Source organism: Mycetocola sp. JXN-3, from assembly GCF_014522285.1.
Classification (GTDB): domain Bacteria; phylum Actinomycetota; class Actinomycetes; order Actinomycetales; family Microbacteriaceae; genus Mycetocola; species Mycetocola saprophilus.
Map to the genome: position 1 here is coordinate 1,348,564 of NZ_CP041635.1, position 15,736 is coordinate 1,364,299.

General features: G+C 67.4%; 12 protein-coding genes. 9 read left to right on the forward strand and 3 right to left on the reverse strand.

Translation table 11 applies throughout. The features are described 5' to 3' along the window. The first annotated feature begins 59 nt into the window (after positions 1-59). Together C7C57_RS06185 and C7C57_RS06190 are read left to right on the forward strand one after the other, a co-directional pair. The gene (locus C7C57_RS06185) at positions 60-353 is read left to right on the forward strand and encodes a hypothetical protein (protein WP_030148749.1); all 294 of its coding nucleotides are present in this window, start codon (positions 60-62) and stop codon (positions 351-353) included. 56 nt (positions 354-409) lie between these two features. Next, a complete protein-coding gene (locus C7C57_RS06190) occupies positions 410-1,105 on the forward strand; it encodes an alpha/beta hydrolase (RefSeq protein ID WP_187978294.1) in 696 nt (231 codons plus the stop codon). A gap of 63 nt (positions 1,106-1,168) precedes the next feature. On the opposite strand, the gene C7C57_RS06195 is transcribed toward C7C57_RS06190, so the two are convergent. Further along, the gene (locus C7C57_RS06195; protein WP_187977977.1) at positions 1,169-2,215 is read right to left on the reverse strand and encodes an AI-2E family transporter; all 1,047 of its coding nucleotides are present in this window, start codon (positions 2,213-2,215) and stop codon (positions 1,169-1,171) included. Positions 2,216-2,441: 226 nt separating this feature from the next. On the opposite strand from C7C57_RS06195, the gene C7C57_RS06200 reads away from it, so the two are divergent. The 4 genes from C7C57_RS06200 to mnmA all read left to right on the forward strand — a co-directional run bounded on the left by C7C57_RS06200 (position 2,442) and on the right by mnmA (position 7,777). Further along, positions 2,442-4,292 carry a hypothetical protein gene (locus C7C57_RS06200; protein ID WP_187977978.1) on the forward strand — a complete coding sequence of 617 codons (1,851 nt, stop codon included), beginning with the start codon at positions 2,442-2,444 and terminating at the stop codon, positions 4,290-4,292. Then, positions 4,289-5,278: a tetratricopeptide repeat protein gene (locus tag C7C57_RS06205; protein ID WP_187977979.1), complete on the forward strand. Its 990-nt coding sequence runs from the start codon at positions 4,289-4,291 to the stop codon at positions 5,276-5,278. The genes C7C57_RS06200 and C7C57_RS06205 overlap by 4 nt, the downstream gene beginning before the upstream one ends. Positions 5,279-5,289: 11 nt before the next feature. Then, positions 5,290-6,498: a cysteine desulfurase family protein gene (locus tag C7C57_RS06210; protein ID WP_187977980.1), complete on the forward strand. Its 1,209-nt coding sequence runs from the start codon at positions 5,290-5,292 to the stop codon at positions 6,496-6,498. Between the two features lie 154 nt (positions 6,499-6,652). Next, complete coding sequence (gene mnmA / locus C7C57_RS06215; RefSeq protein ID WP_030148755.1) at positions 6,653-7,777, forward strand: tRNA 2-thiouridine(34) synthase MnmA; 1,125 nt, start codon at positions 6,653-6,655, stop codon at positions 7,775-7,777. A gap of 60 nt (positions 7,778-7,837) precedes the next feature. Here the strand turns inward: mnmA and C7C57_RS06220 are convergent, their stop codons facing one another. Beyond that, a complete protein-coding gene (locus C7C57_RS06220; RefSeq protein WP_030148756.1) occupies positions 7,838-9,286 on the reverse strand; it encodes a sugar porter family MFS transporter in 1,449 nt (482 codons plus the stop codon). A gap of 316 nt (positions 9,287-9,602) precedes the next feature. Here C7C57_RS06220 and ligA point away from each other — a divergent pair, with 316 nt between their 5' ends. Then, complete coding sequence (gene ligA, locus C7C57_RS06225; RefSeq protein ID WP_255505826.1) at positions 9,603-11,966, forward strand: NAD-dependent DNA ligase LigA; 2,364 nt, start codon at positions 9,603-9,605, stop codon at positions 11,964-11,966. Positions 11,967-12,048: 82 nt separating this feature from the next. Here ligA and C7C57_RS06230 read toward each other — a convergent pair whose 3' ends face one another. Beyond that, positions 12,049-13,752: a long-chain-fatty-acid--CoA ligase gene (locus tag C7C57_RS06230; protein WP_030148758.1), complete on the reverse strand. Its 1,704-nt coding sequence runs from the start codon at positions 13,750-13,752 to the stop codon at positions 12,049-12,051. Positions 13,753-13,924: 172 nt separating this feature from the next. On the opposite strand from C7C57_RS06230, the gene gatC reads away from it, so the two are divergent. Both gatC and gatA read left to right on the forward strand, forming a co-directional pair. Continuing rightward, positions 13,925-14,224 carry an Asp-tRNA(Asn)/Glu-tRNA(Gln) amidotransferase subunit GatC gene (gene gatC / locus C7C57_RS06235; protein ID WP_030148759.1) on the forward strand — a complete coding sequence of 100 codons (300 nt, stop codon included), beginning with the start codon at positions 13,925-13,927 and terminating at the stop codon, positions 14,222-14,224. Beyond that, positions 14,224-15,735 (forward strand): Asp-tRNA(Asn)/Glu-tRNA(Gln) amidotransferase subunit GatA, encoded by a 1,512-nt coding sequence (gene gatA / locus C7C57_RS06240; protein ID WP_187977981.1) that lies wholly within the window; start codon positions 14,224-14,226, stop codon positions 15,733-15,735. Before gatC ends, gatA begins: the two co-directional genes overlap by 1 nt. Position 15,736: the final 1 nt, after the last annotated feature.

A 15,736-nucleotide genomic window follows, 5' to 3' on the forward strand; every position in this document is an offset into this window, starting at 1 on the left:
ACGTGCGTTTGGCCCCTCGTCGTTTCTTCTGTCGGGTCTCGCCTCCTAGAATGGTCTGTATGCCTCGGAGTAATCGGCCGCGGGGACGTAAACCTCCCGCTCATGACCACGACGGCCTGCAACACCTGGTTGCGGGCCTCAAACGCTCCGAGACGCGCCGCGGCATCGAGTACGCGGTGCAGCCGGTATCCCCGCGCAGCGCGGTCAAGCCCTACGTGTGCCCGGGCTGCAACCTGGCCATCGAAATCGGCACCGCCCACGTGGTGGTGTGGCGCACCGATGGTGTCATGGGGGAGCGTGCGGGCCTGGAGGCTCGTCGCCACTGGCACAATCACTGCTGGCTGATCGCCTAGGCGAGCCAGGGAAAGCGAGATTTGTTGTGTCATTAGTAGAGGTGCGGGCCGGCGTGATGCTGCCGGCCATCCGTGAGGACATCACCCTGCACACCGAGGACGGGCTGGAGCTGGTGGGCGAACTCGCACTGCCCGCCGAGCATCCGCCGGTGGCCACCCTGGTAACCCTGCATCCGCTGCCCACCGCGCAGGGCTTCATGGACTCTCATATACTGCGGAAGGCCGCCGCGCGGCTGCCCGCGCTGGCCGACCTGGCCGTGCTGCGCTTCAACACCCGCGGGACATCCTCGCCCCGGGGCACCAGTGACGGGCACTTCGAGGAGGGCCTGGGGGAACGTCTGGACGTCGCCGCGGCCATGGCGTTTGTCGCCGAGCGCAACCTGCCCAATCCCTGGCTCGTGGGCTGGTCCTTCGGGACCGAACTTGCGCTTAAGTACGGCCGGGAACACGCGATTCGCGGGGCCATCCTGCTGAGCCCTCCGCTGCATCGCGCGAGCGCCGAGGAGGTCGCCGCCTGGCACGGGGATCCCCGCGAACTGACGGCGCTGATCCCCGAGTTTGACGACTATCTCCGTCCGCCCGAGGCGGCCGAGCGTTTCTCCTCGGTCCCGGAGATGCGGGTGCTGCCGATCGAGGGGGCTAAGCACCTCTGGGTCGGGGAGAAGTACGTCAAGATCGTGCTGGATGAGATTGTCCGGGTGACCAATCCCGAGGCGCTGCCGCTGCCCACCGAGTGGGACGAAGCCGAGTAGCATTCACCAAAGAGAAGGAGCGGGGCCGAAAATCGGCCCCGCTCCTTCTCTTTGCGGTTCTCCCTAGGCGCGGTTCTGCCTGGGGATCAGGACCTGTTTGACGATCATCTGGATGGCCGCGGCCGTGGGGATCGCGATCAGGGCCCCCAGCAGCCCCAGCAGCGCGCCACCGCTCAGCGCGGCAATCACCACCACGGCGCCGGGCACCGCGACCGCGCGGCTCATGATGCGCGGGGAGATCACATACGCCTCGATCTGCATGTAGATGAGGTAGTAGATGGCCGCGGCCAGGGCGATCCCGGGGGAGCCGAGGCCGGGAATCAGGCAGATCAGCGAGATGACCACCGCGGCGCTCAGCGTACCCACCAGCGGGATCAGCGAGAAGAAGAACGCGATCGAGGCGAGCACCTGGGGGAAGGGGGCTCCGATGATCGAGAGGAAGATAAAGGAGAGGATGCCGTTGCAGGAGGCCGTGGCGATCTGGCCGATCACGTAGCGTCCGACCGAGTCGGTGATCTGCTCGGACAACTCGGCAAAGCGCACCCGCTTACTCGCGGGAACCAGCAGGTACATGCCGCGCTTCATCGCCGGCATCGAGGCGGTGAAGTAGATGGTGAGGATGGTCACCACGAGCGCGCCGAACAGGAAGGTGCCAAACCCGAAGGCGATCTGGATCGCCTGGCTGCCGATATTCGAGATATTCGCGAGCAGGAAGTTGGAGACCTGGTCCAGCAGCTGGGGAATGTTGAGCGCGGGGAACTGGGTTTCCAGGTAGTCGACGATGTCGGTGTTGGTGAGCTGGCGCTGAATGTCGGGCAGCATCGCGATCAGGCGGCTGATCTGCTCAACCACGATCGGCACCACCATGCCGGCGAGTCCGGCCAGGACGCCGAGCGCCCCCAGAACCACCGTGAGAACCGCGGTCCACCGGGGGAACCGTTTCTTCTCCAGCCAGCCCACGATCGGGTCCAGTCCCAGGGCGAGAAACAGCGCCGCTCCCACGTAGACCAGGATGCTTTGGAGGGAAACCACCGACATCAGGATGAGAATTCCCAGCCCCACCCCGAGCGTTCCCACCAGGCCGAGGCGGAACGCGTTTTTGATCTGCACCGAGTGGCTCCCTTCAGCCATCATTACTGACCCGAGCATAGCCCGAACGGGGGACCCGAGGCTGCCAAAATGGCGGCGAGCCAACGTCACACGCTGGGAATTTCCGGATCAATCTGGGCACCCGTGTGCCAAGTCGGTTATCCTGAAGAGTCTGTGTGTGTGACCGCGTACCGAAAAGATGATGACCTGGTAGCCCGATTTGCGGTGACACAGAAGGAGAAAATCCGTGCGTTTTGTTTTGGCCATTGCCTCACTCGTGCTTGCCGCCGTCCTGATTGTGCTCGGGATCGCCCAGCGAACCGTGTTCCTGGGCCCGGATAAGGTAGAGCTGGAAACCAAGGTTTCCACCTCCGAGCCGTACACCGTGATCGGTGGATCCGTGCTGACCTCCCACGAGGGGAGACAGTCCCTCTCGGTGACCGGTGATGACGGCGAGAAGGTCTTTGTGGCCTACGGCCGCACCAGCAACGTTGAGGCGTGGCTCGGGCAGTCCAAGTACAACCAGCTCTCGCTGAACAAGGACGGCACGCAGCTGGTTGACAAGGTCAAGACCCCCGATGTGAGCTCGACCATTCCGGCCAGCACCGCGCCCGAGGGCGTGAGCCCGGCGACCTGGGCGAACCCCGCCGGCTCGGACATGTGGCTCTGGGAAACCTCGGAGGACACCGCGGTGATCGCGCCGATCTCGGTGCCGGAAGACGTTTCGGTCATCATCGCCTCGGATGGCACCAAGCCGGCCCCCAAGAACATCACCGTCAGCTGGCCGCTGGATAACAGCACCCCGTGGGCGGGGCCGCTGATCGTGGCCGGCCTGGCCTTCCTGCTGCTGGGTATCATCCTGTACCTGCTGGGCGTGCGCCACATGCGCAAGTCGCGTGGGCCGCGTCGAAAGAGCCTGGCCCCGCTGTCCGAGGAGGGCACCAAGGTGAAGCTGCCGCGCGCACGTAAGTACCGTCCCGAGGGTGGGGCCACCGGTCCGCGCTTCGGCAAGCGGAGCCTGGTGGTGGTCCCGCTGGGACTCGCAACCGTGCTGGCGCTGTCGGGCTGTTCGGCCGCCTACTGGCCCGGGGGCGGAACCCAGACCCCCGAGGACACCGCCGCCTCGGTCGCACCGCTGAACCCGACCGACCCGTCGGCCAGCCCGAGCGCGTCCTCCGACGCCGATGCGCTGCCCAACCCCGTGGTCACCGAGCCGCAGGCCAAGCGCATCATTCAGCGGATTTCGGTCACCACCCATGAGGCCGATCAGGCGAAGAACCTCGACCTGGCCAAGACCCGCTTTGCCGGTCCCGCGCTGACCGAGCGCGAAATCGGCTACAAGATTCAGGGCGTGAAGGCCGATCTGGCGCCGCTGACCCCGGTTCCCGGATCGCCGCTGCGACTGACCCTGCCCCAGGCCACCGACGGCTGGCCGCGGACCCTGCTCACGGTTGTCGCCGATAAGGACGATCCCACCCTGGCCCCGACCGCGCTGATGCTGGTGCAGGATAGCCCGCGTGCCAACTACGTGGTGCACTACGCCACCCGTCTCGAGCCCAAGGTGACCATCCCCGACGTGGCCTCGGTCAGCGTGGGTGCCGCCTCGGTTCCCGCCGATTCGGCCTTCCTGGCCATGGCTCCGGACCAGCTGGCCGCCGCCTATGGCGACATCCTGACCAACGGTGAACAGAGCGAAAGCTATGCGAAGTTTGACGCCGATGGCGACTCGCTGCGCACCCAGATCCAGAAGTTCCGGGACGAGGTCACCGCGAGCCTCGCCGATAAGGCCGCCACCGCCGAATTCCGCACCGAACCGGGGACCGGCAAGCCGCTGGCCCTGGCCACGAACGACTCCGGTGCGATCGTCTCGGTGAGCCTGCACGATATTGTGAAGGTGTCGCCCACCAGTGCCGATGCCAAGGTGAAGCCCAGCGGTGAGGCCGTGGCCGCCCTGCTGGGGGCCGCGGAAACCACCAAGCCGCTGCAGACCACCTACGAAGAGCAGCTACTGTTTTATGTGCCGGCGAAGGATAGCAAGCAGAAGATTACCCTTCTGGGCTTCAGCCAGGCCCTGATTAAAGCCGAGGAAGTACAGTGACCGTAAACGAGTCCATCCCCGCAGGACTGCGCGGAGCCGCAGACCTGTCAGCCCTGGGTCGCCCGGCCCAGGCTGCCCCCGCCCAGGCCGCCCCCGCCCAGAGCGCGTTTGGCGTGCCCGGCCAGCAGGCCCCGGCGGCCCCGGTGCCCGCGGGCGTCGAGGTGGTGCCGGTAGCCAGCCTGGTGCTGACCGCAACCGATGCCACCGTGAGCGTGGTCGCCGAGCTGTCGGCCAAGGTGCCCGTCGCCCTGCTGATCTGGTCGCCGCGCAGCCCCGAGAGTGACGCGATGCGCGCCCGCCTGGGCTCGCTGGTGGAGGCCTTTGGCGGCCGCCTGGTGCTGGCCACCGTAGACGGCGACGCCAACCCGCAGCTGGTGGGCGCCTTCCAGGCGCAGGCGGTTCCGACCGTTGCCGGTCTGGTCGGCGGGCGTCCGGTTCCGATGTTTGAGGGCGACCAGCCCGATGCGCAGATCCAGTCTGTTTTTGCCCAGCTGATCGAGCTTGCCGGCCAGAACGGCGTCACCGGGATCGCCCAGGTGACCGGCGAGGCCATCGAGCCCGAGCCCGAACCGCTGACCCCGCAGCAGCAGGCTGCCTTTGACGCGATCGAGGCGGGAGACTTCCCGGCGGCGATCGTGGCCTATTCCGAGGCGCTCGAGCTGAACCCGCGCGATGAGCTCTCCCGTGCAGGCCTGTCCCAGGTGCGCCTGCTGGAGCGCCTGAGCCACGGCACCCTGGACGAGATCCGTCGCGCCGCGGCCGAGGGCCCCACCGATGTGACCGCGCAGCTCGCGGTGGCCGACCTGGATCTCTCCGGAGGTCACATCGAGGATGCCTTCGTGCGCCTGCTGGAGCTTTTCCCGGCGGCCTCCGCCGAGGATCGCGGTCGCCTGCGCGAGCGCCTGGTGGAGTACTTCGACGTGGTGGGGGCCGAGGACCCGCGCGTGCGCACCGCACGTCGCGCGCTCTCCGACCTGCTCTTCTAAGCCCGGGTTCGATGTCGATCTATCTCGATCACGCGGCCACCACCCCGATGCGCCCCGAGGCGCTGGCGGCCCTGGTGGCCGCGCACTCGCGGGTGGGCAATCCCGCCTCGATCCACGGCCCTGGGCAGGCAGCCCGGGCGGTGCTGGAGGAGGCGCGGGAACGCGTCGCGAGCACCGTGGGCGCCGATCCGATCGAGGTGGTGTTCACCTCCGGCGGCACCGAGTCGATCAACCTGGCGCTTAAGGGCCTGTACTGGCAGCGCAACACCGGTGCCTCGCGTCCGGTGATCCTGGTGCCCGATGGGGAACACCACGCGACCATCGACACGGCCGAATGGCTGGCTACCCATGAGGACGCCACCATCGTGGCGATTCCGCTGGATGAGGCGGGGCGAATCCGCACCGACGCGTTTGCCGCGGCGTTGGCCGAGCACGGCGACGCGGTCGCGTGTGCCACCGCGATCTGGGCCAATAACGAGGTGGGGACGATTCAGCCGGTGGCCGAGCTGTCCCGGCTCGCCGCCGCGGCCGGGGTCCCGCTGCACCTGGATGCGGTGGCGGCCTATGGCCACGCCGACATCAACCTGCACGCGCTGCGCGCCGAGGCCGGGGCCAGCGGAAACGCCGGTCCGGTCGCGATCAGCGTGTCCGCCCATAAGATCGGCGGGCCGATCGGCATCGGCGCGCTGGTGCTGGCCCGAAGCGCGGCAATCGAGCCGCTGCTGCACGGCGGAGGGCAGCAGCGACAGGTGCGCTCGGGCACCCAGGATGTGCCCGCGGCCGTGGCCTTCGCCGCCGCGGCGACCATCTCCGAGGCGACCCGGGCCGAGGAACACGTCAGGCTCACCGCGCTGCGGGACCGCCTGATCGCCGGGGTTCTCGCGGCGAATCCCGCGGCGACCCTGTCCGGGGTCGCGGGGGAGGAGCGCCTCGACAATAACGTGCATGTGGCCTTCCCCGGGGCTCAGGGCGACTCGCTGCTGTTCCTGCTGGACATGGCGGGACTCGCCGTCTCGACCGGATCGGCCTGCCAGGCGGGGATCCCCGAACCCTCCCACGTGCTGCTCGCGATGGGCCGGGACGAGGATGCCGCACGAAGCGTCCTCCGCTTCACCCTCGGCCACACCAGCACCGAGGCCGACGTGGATGCCTGCGTCGCCGCGGTCCCCGCCGCCTATGCGTCGGCCGCGCGGGCGGGGCTCTCCAACCGCACCGTCTGAGCGGGCGGGACCGGGTTTCCTGGACCGGGACCGCTTGAGCAGCCGGGGCTCGAATCACTGAGCCGCGCCGTCCGAGCGGGTGGGACCGGGCGCACCGCACACGACGTTCCCCGCTCGAATGTGGGGATTTCCCTTCGGCGCGTAGACTTGAGGGATGAAGGTTCTTGCAGCAATGAGTGGCGGAGTGGACTCCGCCGTCGCCGCGGCCCGGGCGGTCGAAGCCGGGCATGAGGTCGTGGGGGTGCACCTGGCGCTGAGCCGGATGCCCGGAACCCTCCGCACGGGCAGCCGAGGCTGCTGCACCATCGAGGATTCGATGGATGCCCAACGCGCGGCAAACATCATCGGCATTCCCTACTATGTTTGGGACTTCTCCGAACGCTTCAAACTCGATGTGGTGGACGACTTCATCGCCGAGTACTCGGCCGGTCGCACCCCGAACCCGTGCATGCGCTGCAACGAGAAGATTAAGTTCGCCGCGCTGCTGGAAAAGGCCCTGGACCTCGGCTTCGATGCCGTGTGCACCGGCCACTATGCGGGCATCGTCACCGATGCCGAGGGCAACATCGAGCTGCACCGCGCCAGCGCCTGGGCCAAGGACCAGTCCTATGTGCTCGGCGTGCTGACCGCCGAGCAGCTCAAGCACTGCTACTTCCCGCTGGCCGACACCCCGACCAAGGCGCTGGTTCGTGCCGAGGCCGAGGAGCGCGGACTGAGCGTGGCCAATAAGCCCGACAGCCACGACATCTGCTTCATCCCCGACGGTGACACCCGCGGCTGGCTGGCCGACCGGGTGGGCACGCAGACCGGTGAGATCGTCGACCGCGCCGGCAACGTCGTGGGTAGCCACGAGGGTGCCCACGCCTACACCGTGGGCCAGCGTCGCGGCCTGCACCTGGGAACCCCGGCACCGGATGGTCGCCCGCGGTTTGTGCTCGAGGTGCGTCCGAAGACCAACGAGGTGATCGTCGGACCGAAGGAGGCCCTGGCCACCGCCGAAATCGCCGGATCCCGCTACACCTGGGCGGGACTTGCCCCCGAAAACCCCACCGAGACCTTCGACTGCGAGGTGCAGATTCGCGCCCACGCCGATCCGGTTCCCGCGGTCGCCCGCGTGGCCGAGACGGCCGAGGGCACCGAGCTGCACATCATCCCCGAGACGCCGCTGGACGGCGTCGCGCCCGGTCAGACCGCGGTGATCTATGTGGGTACCCGGGTGCTCGGTCAGTGCACGATCGATCGCACGGTTTCGGCCGTGCCCGCGGGTGCGCTGGGCTAGATCCCGAAAACCAAAAAGGCGGCGACCGGAATTCCGGTCGCCGCCTTTTGTCAGGGTGCGTTAGTCCTTCTTCGCCACGTTCTTGCGGGTGAAGAGGGTCTCCGCCTGCTCGAGGCTCAGACCATTGGTCTCGGGAATCTTGAACCAGACAAACACCAGCGAGGCGAACGCAAACAGCGCGTACATGCCGTAGGTCAGCGGGAGCGAGGCCGCGGCCATGACCGGGAAGCTCACGGTGATCAGGAAGTTGGCGATCCACTGGGCCATGGCGGCCACACCGAGTGCCTTACCGCGGATGCGACCCGGGAAGATCTCGCCCAGCAGCACCCACACCAGCGGGCCCCAGCTGGCCGCGAAGCAGACCACAAACAGGTTGGCGGCGATCAGGGCGACGGTTCCCCAGGCACCAGGCAGGTGCGGTTCGCCGTTTACCACGGTCGCGTTGGCGAAGGAGATCGCCATCGCGGCCAGGGAGACACCCATGCCCAGCGAACCGGTGAGCAGGATCGGACGACGGCCGATCCGGTCCACCAGGGCGATGGCCACCAGGGTTGCGACCACGTTGATCACCGAGGTGATCACACCGATCAGCAGCGAGTTGCTCTCATCGAACCCGACGGCCTTCCACAGCGTGGTGGAGTAGTAGAAGATCACGTTGATGCCCACGAACTGCTGGAACACCGACAGGATGATGCCGATCCAGACGATCGGCAGCAGGCGACGGCCCTCAAACAGCGAGGCCTTCTTGGTGGTCTTATCCTCCTCGATGGCGCGGTTGGCCTCGCCCACGGCGGCCTCAATGTCCTCGGCCTTCCACATGGTGGCGAAGATCTTGCGGGCCTCGGGCTCGCGACCGTGCATCAGCAGATAGCGCGGAGACTCGGGCAGGCGCAGGGCCAGGATGCCGTAGACGACTGCCGGGACGGCGCAGGCGAGGAACATCCAGCGCCAGGCCTCGATCCCGAACCAGAACTCCGATTCGGCCGATCCCGCGGCACCGGCGAAGGAGGCGTCGGAGAGCAGGGCGGCAAAGATACCCAGGGTGATCGCCAGCTGCTGCAGCGAGGCCAGGCGGCCACGCTCATACTTGGGTGCGACCTCGGCGATGTACGCCGGGGCCACCACCGAGGCGATACCGATTCCCAGGCCTCCCACGACACGCCAGATGATCAGGTCCCAGGGGGCGAACGCGAAGGCCGCACCGAAGGAGGAGACCAGGAAGAGGGCGGAGCCCAGCAGCATGGTGAAGATTCGGCCGCGGCTATCCGCGATCCGACCGGCAAAGTAGGCACCGATCGCACAGCCCAGCAGCGCGGAGGCTACCGCGAAGCCGATCAGTGCATCGGAGAGTGCGAAGTGCTTCTGCATCGCATCGACGGCGCCGTTAACAACGGAGGAGTCGAAGCCGAAAAGAAATCCTCCGACTGCTGCGGCCGCGGCAACCCCCACCACGCGCCGATGTAGTTTTTTCTGTTCCGCAGTAGAGTGCGGCCCCCTAGATTCGGACACGAATTCTCTTTTCTCGTTCGGGGAACTTACCCGCGTCCGGTCACTTTTGGCGTCCGGGCTCGGCCTACGGCTGCCCCCGGAGCCGCCGTAGATCGAATTAGTACGTCTCACACCATAAGCACGTTTGTGCAAAACACGGAAACCGAGACCGTTTTGTATCCAAAATTCACGGTCAATATACGACAAATCTGTGTCAGCGGGGCGGATGGCCGTGTCGGTGGTCCCTTCGTACAATGGATTCGTGACTAACAACGCAGGTTCCGACGCTCTCCAGCCCGCTTCTTCCGCGCCCGAGGCCGCATCGGCCGCGGGCGCCGTGCCGGACCGTGACGCCGCCGCCGCCGAGGTGGGCGCGCTGACCGAGCGGATCCTCTCCCTGCGTGATGCGTACTACGGTGGCGATGCCGCGCCGGTCACCGATGCCGAATACGATGCCCTGCAGCATCGCCTGGCCGAGCTGGAACGGCTGTATCCCGAGCTCCAGTCTCAGGACAGCCCGACCCTGACGGTTGGCGCCGCCAAGAACACCCTGTTCTCCGAGGTTGTCCACGCCGAGCGCATGCTGAGCCTCGATAACGTGTTCAGCCTGGAAGAACTGCGCGAGTGGGCCGAGAAGGCCCGCGCCCTGGCGGGGCGCGAGGTCAGGTTCCTGACCGAGCTGAAGATCGACGGACTAGCCATCAACCTGCGCTATCGAAACGGCGAGCTGGTCAGCGCGGCGACCCGCGGCGACGGCGTGACCGGGGAGGACGTGACCGAAAACATCGCGCTGATTCCCGGCATCCCGGACCGACTGCACGGCGAGAACCTGCCCGAGCTGGTCGAGGTGCGCGGGGAGATTTTCTTCCCGGTGAAAAACTTTGACGAGATCAACCGAACCCAGCAGGAGGTCGGCGAGAAGGTCTTTGCCAACCCGCGCAACGCGGCCAGCGGATCGCTGCGGCAAAAGCCCGACCGGAAGACCCCCGCCCAGCTGGCGGCGATGACGCTGCGCCTGAGCAAGCTCTCGATGTATGTGCACGGGATCGGTGCCTGGGAGAACCCGCCGGTCTCCGCCCAGTCCGAGGTGTATGACCTGCTGGACAGCTGGGGGCTTCCCACTTCGCCGAACTCACATGTGTATGCCTCGATCGAGGAGGTGGCCGCGCGGATCGAGGAGGTCGGGTCCACCCGGGGCACGTTCGAGCATGAGATCGACGGCATCGTGGTCAAGGTGGATGAACTGGCCCTGCACGCCGAGATGGGTGCCACTAGCCGCGCGCCGCGCTGGGCGACGGCCTATAAGTATCCGCCCGAGGAGGTGCACACCCGCCTCCTCGACATCGTGGTGAGCGTCGGTCGCACCGGCCGCGCCACCCCCTATGCGGTGATGGAAAAGGTGCGGGTGGCCGGAAGCGAGGTGGCCCAGGCCACCCTGCACAACCGTGATGTGGTCAAGGCCAAGGGCGTGCTGATCGGTGACATGGTGGTGCTGCGTAAGGCCGGGGACGTGATCCCCGAGGTCCTGGGCCCGGTGGTCGACCTGCGTGACGGCTCCGAGCGCGAGTTTGTTATGCCCGTGGGCTGCCCCGAGTGTGGGACCGAGCTGCGGGCCATGAAGGAGGGCGATATCGACCTCCGCTGTCCCAACGCCCGCTCCTGCCCCGCCCAGGTGCGCGGCCGGGTCGAGCACATCGGTTCGCGTGGGGGCCTCGACATCGAGGCGCTCGGCGAGGTGGCCGCCGCCGCGCTGACCCAGCCGGTGTTCCCCGAGGTTCCGCCGCTGGTGACCGAGGCCGGCCTGTTCGCGCTGCGCCTGGAAGACATCTTCCCGATCGTGGTCGAGGTGCGTGACGGAGAGACCGGCGAGCCGCGGATCGACGAGAAAACCGGGCTGCCCAAGCGGCTGAACCCGTTCCGTCGAAAGCGCAGCAAGCGCGATCCCGAGTTTGATCCCGAGCGCGAATTCTTCGGGGATGCCGACTGGGTACCCTCCAAGAACGCCGAGGAGCTGCTGCGAAACCTGGAGATCGCCAAGACCAAGCCGCTGTGGCGTCTGCTGGTCTCGCTGAATATTCGTCACGTGGGCCCGGTGGCCGCGCGTGCCCTGGCCGACTATTTTGGATCGCTGGACGCGATTCGCACCGCCACCCGGGAGGAACTGGCCGAGGTTGAGGGCGTGGGACCAACCATCGCCGACTCGCTGCTGGAGTGGTTCCCGATCGACTGGCACGAGGAGATTATCGCCGCGTGGAGTGCCGCCGGCGTGCAGTGGGCCACTCCCGGACATCCCGGACCCGGTGCCTCGTCGGCGGCCGAGGGCGTGCTGACCGGACTCACGGTTGTGGCTACCGGATCGCTTGAGGGTTTCACCCGCGAGGGGGCGGCCGAGGCGATCATCGCGGCCGGCGGAAAGTCTGCCTCCAGCGTGTCCAAGAAGACCGACTTTGTCGCCGCCGGCCCGGGAGCCGGCTCCAAGCTGGCCAAGGCGGAGGCGCTGGGCGTGCCGGTGCTGGACGCCGCGCAGTTCGCGCGCCTGGTGGTGGAGGGTCCGGGATTCCTGGCCGACGATGCCGCCACTGACGCCGCCGACGATGCAGCCACTGTCGCCGCCGGAATCGACACCGCAGAACCCGAGGGTGTGGCCACGGAATCGGACGCCGGAGAAACTGCCGAGGTCGACGCCCCGAGCGCCGAGTAGCGCGCCGCCAGCGCACGCAGAACCCCCGGAGACTTCGCGGTCTCCGGGGGTTCTGTGGTGTGTCTTCGATGTGGTTTCTCGCCTAGGCGGCGTCGAGCTCCTGAATCTTGGTGCGCACCTCGCGGCGCAGCACCTTGCCGATCAGCGAACGCGGCAGCTCATCCAGCACCACGATCCGACGGGGAACCTTATAGGGGGTGAGGCGTTCGCGCAGCCAGGTGCGCACCTCCTCCTCGTTGAGGCTCTGTCCGGCCTCGACGATCACGCCGGCCACCACGTCCTCACCCGAGTGGGTCGAGGGCAGGCCTACCACCGCGACATCGGCAATGGCGGGATGGGTTTTCATCGTTGCCTCCACCTCGGAGGGGGAAACATTGAAGCCGCCGGTGATGATGAGTTCCTTGATCCGGTCAACGATGCGGGTGAAGCCGTCCTCGTCGATGGTGACGATGTCACCGGTGCGGAACCATCCGTCCACAAACACCTCGGCGGTTTCCTCGGGCTTGCGGTAGTACCCGGAGAAGACCTGCGGGCCCTTGACCAGCAGCTCGCCGGGTTCACCCAGCGGCAGTTCGACGGTGGGGTTTTCGGGATCGACAACCTTGAGCAGGGTTCCGGGCATCGGCAGCCCCACGGTGCCGGCCTTGCGGTTCTCGGCCACCGGATTGGCCATCAGCACGGGGGAGCACTCGCTCAGCCCGAAGCCCTCGACGAGGTAGCCGCGGCTGAGTTTCTCCCAGGGCTCGACCAGTTCGGTGAGCAGGGGCATCGCGCCGGAGATCGCGATCTCGATCCCCTCAAGCGAGATGCCGCGCTCCACCGCGCGCTGCATCAGCCGTTCGGCGATCGGCGGGACCGCGGGGAAGAAGGTCGGCGGGTGCTTCTTCATGACCTTGAGGACGAGGTCGGGATCAAACTTCGGGAACAGCACCAGGCGTGCGCCCATGCTCATCGCGAAGGTCAGGCAGAGCGTGAGCCCGTAGGCGTGGAACATCGGCAGGACGGCGTAAACCACGCAGCCGCCGCGGGTAATCGTCGGGGTCCAGGCCTGGGCCTGCATCGCGTTGGCCAGCAGGTTGGCGTGGCTGAGCACCGCACCCTTGGGGCTGCCGGTGGTGCCCGAGGTGTACTGGATGACCGCGGTCTCGGCGGTTTCGGGTTCGGGAACCTCGGCCGAGATCCGGTCGTTTTTGAGCAGCTTCTCCCAGCGGATGGTGTTCTCGACCTGGGTGGTGAGCTGCTTGCGGGAGGCGCGCGCCGAGGCGATCGGCAGGTGCAGCGCGGCGCGCATCGCCCGGGGCATCGCGGTGGTCACATTGACCGAGACCAGGGAGCGGACACCGAGGTCAACGGGGAAGTCCTGCACGGTCTCGGCCACCTTGTCCCAGACGATCGCGGTCTGCGCGCGATGGTCCTCGAACTGGTGCCGCAGCTCGCGCGGGGTGTAGAGCGGGTTGTGCTCGATTACGATCGCGCCCAGGCGTAGCACCGCGTAGAACGCAACGATGTGCTGCGGGCAGTTGGGCAGCACCAGCGCGACCGTGTCGCCGCGGCGCACGCCCAGGCGGCGCAGCCCTTCGGCCACGCGCTCAATCTGATCCTGCAGCTGCGCATAGGTGGTGGTGGCCCCGAAGAATTCCAGCGCAACCGCGCTCGGATATTTCTCGGCGGAGCCACGAACCAGCGCACCCAGGTTGCCCGAGGGGACGGCGATGTCCTCGGGAACGTTTTCTGCGTAGCTGGCCAGCCAGGGACGGGTTTCGGATGCGAAGGACGAGGTATTCACGCGCACCATACTACGCAGACCGGTCCCCAATTCGGGCGAAACTCGGGGCGTGGTGCGCGGCCGACGGGTGGTTTACCTCCCCGACACCGCGGTTTTGCGGTGGCGGGAGGCGAGGGGAGCGCGCCCCACGATAGACTGAGGAGATTCTTCCCGCCCTCTGAGATGGAGCTACATGTCGGAAATTACCCCGGAGCTCGTGACGCACCTCGCGTCGCTCTCCCGGATCGACCTCAGCCCGGACGAAATCGCCAGCCTCACCACCGAGCTGGGTCAGATCGTCGACAGCATCGCGAAGGTTTCGGAGGTGGCCACCGCCGAGGTGCCCGCCACGAGCCACCCGATCCCGCTGACCAATGCGCTGCGCGCCGACGTGGTGGGGGAGACCCTCACCCAGGAGCAGGTGCTCCAGAATGCGCCCGAGCAGCAGGATGGCAAGTTTGTGGTCACCGCGATCCTCGGGGAGGAGCAGTAATGAGCGAGTTGATTCGCCTCTCCGCGGCCGAGCTGGCCGCCAAGCTTTCCGCCGGTGAGGTCTCCGCCGTGGAGGCCACCCAGGCCCACCTGGATCGCATCGCCGCCGTCGATGGCGACGTCCACGCGTTCCTGCACGTCTCGGACTCGGCACTGGAGACCGCCCGCGGCATCGACGAGCGTCGCGCCGCCGGTGAGCAGCTACACGAGCTGGCCGGTGTGCCGCTCGCGGTCAAGGACGTCCTGGTCACCACGGACATGCCGTCCACCTCGGGATCGAAGATCCTCGAGGGCTACATGTCCCCGTTCGATGCGACCGTGGTGGAGCGCGCCCGCGCCGCCGGCCTGATCGCCATCGGTAAAACCAACATGGACGAGTTCGCGATGGGTTCCTCCACCGAGCACTCGGCCTATGGCCCGACCCACAACCCGTGGGACCTGACCCGCATCCCCGGTGGTTCCGGTGGTGGCTCGGCCGCGGCCGTGGCCGCCTTCGAGGCGCCGCTGGCTCTGGGTTCGGACACCGGTGGATCGATCCGTCAGCCCGCCCACGTCACCGGTACCGTCGGCGTGAAGCCCACCTATGGTGGCGTGAGCCGCTACGGTTCGATCGCGCTGGCCTCCTCCCTGGACCAGGTCGGCCCGGTTACCCGGACCGTCCTCGACGCCGCGCTCCTGCACGACGTCATCGGTGGACACGATGCCCGCGACTCGACCTCGATCCCCGAGTCCTGGGTCTCGATGGCCGCCGCCGCGCGCGAGGGCCAGTCGGGCGAGGTCCTCAAGGGCCTGCGCGTCGGCGTGGTGAAGCAGTTCTCCGGTGAGGGCTTCCAGGCCGGTGTCGAGCAGCGCTTTGCCGAGACCCTGACCCTGCTGCAGGGTGCCGGTGCCGAGATCGTCGAGATCGACGCCCCGCACTTCGAGTACGCCGTTGCCGCGTACTACCTGATCCTGCCGGCCGAGGCCTCCTCGAACCTGGCCCGCTACGACTCCGTGCGCTTCGGCCTGCGCGTGCACCCGCAGGGTGGCGGCACCGTCGAGGACGTCATGGCCGCGACCCGCGAGGCCGGCTTCGGTCCCGAGGTCAAGCGCCGCATCATCCTCGGTACCTACGCCCTGAGCTCGGGTTACTACGACGCCTACTACGGCAGCGCGCAGAAGGTCCGTACCCTGATTCAGCGCGACTTCAACGCCGCGTTCGAGCAGGTGGACGTAATCGCCTCGCCGTCGGCCCCGACCACCGCCTTCAAGCTGGGGGAGCGGATCAACGACCCGCTGGCGATGTACCTCAACGACATCACCACCATCCCCGCAAACCTCGCGGGTGTGCCCGGCATCAGCATCCCGATGGGTCTCGCCCCCGAGGATGGTCTGCCCACCGGTCTGCAGCTGATGGCCCCGGTTCGCGCCGATGACCGTCTGTACCGCGTCGCCGCCGCGATCGAGGCCCGCCTCGAATCCGGCTGGGGACACACCCTCATTTCGCAGGCACCCGCCCTGGGAGGAAAGTAAA

What these genes read in the sequence shown, in the direction of transcription:
- C7C57_RS06190 (WP_187978294.1), top strand. Translation starts at nt 410, where the DNA reads ATGCTGCCGGCCATCCGTGAGGACATCACCCTGCACACCGAGGACGGG.
- C7C57_RS06210 (WP_187977980.1), top strand. Translation starts at nt 5,290, where the DNA reads ATGTCGATCTATCTCGATCACGCGGCCACCACCCCGATGCGCCCCGAG.
- gatC (WP_030148759.1), top strand. Translation starts at nt 13,925, where the DNA reads ATGTCGGAAATTACCCCGGAGCTCGTGACGCACCTCGCGTCGCTCTCC.
- gatA (WP_187977981.1), top strand. Translation starts at nt 14,224, where the DNA reads ATGAGCGAGTTGATTCGCCTCTCCGCGGCCGAGCTGGCCGCCAAGCTT.
- mnmA (WP_030148755.1), top strand. Translation starts at nt 6,653, where the DNA reads ATGAAGGTTCTTGCAGCAATGAGTGGCGGAGTGGACTCCGCCGTCGCC.
- C7C57_RS06185 (WP_030148749.1), top strand. Translation starts at nt 60, where the DNA reads ATGCCTCGGAGTAATCGGCCGCGGGGACGTAAACCTCCCGCTCATGAC.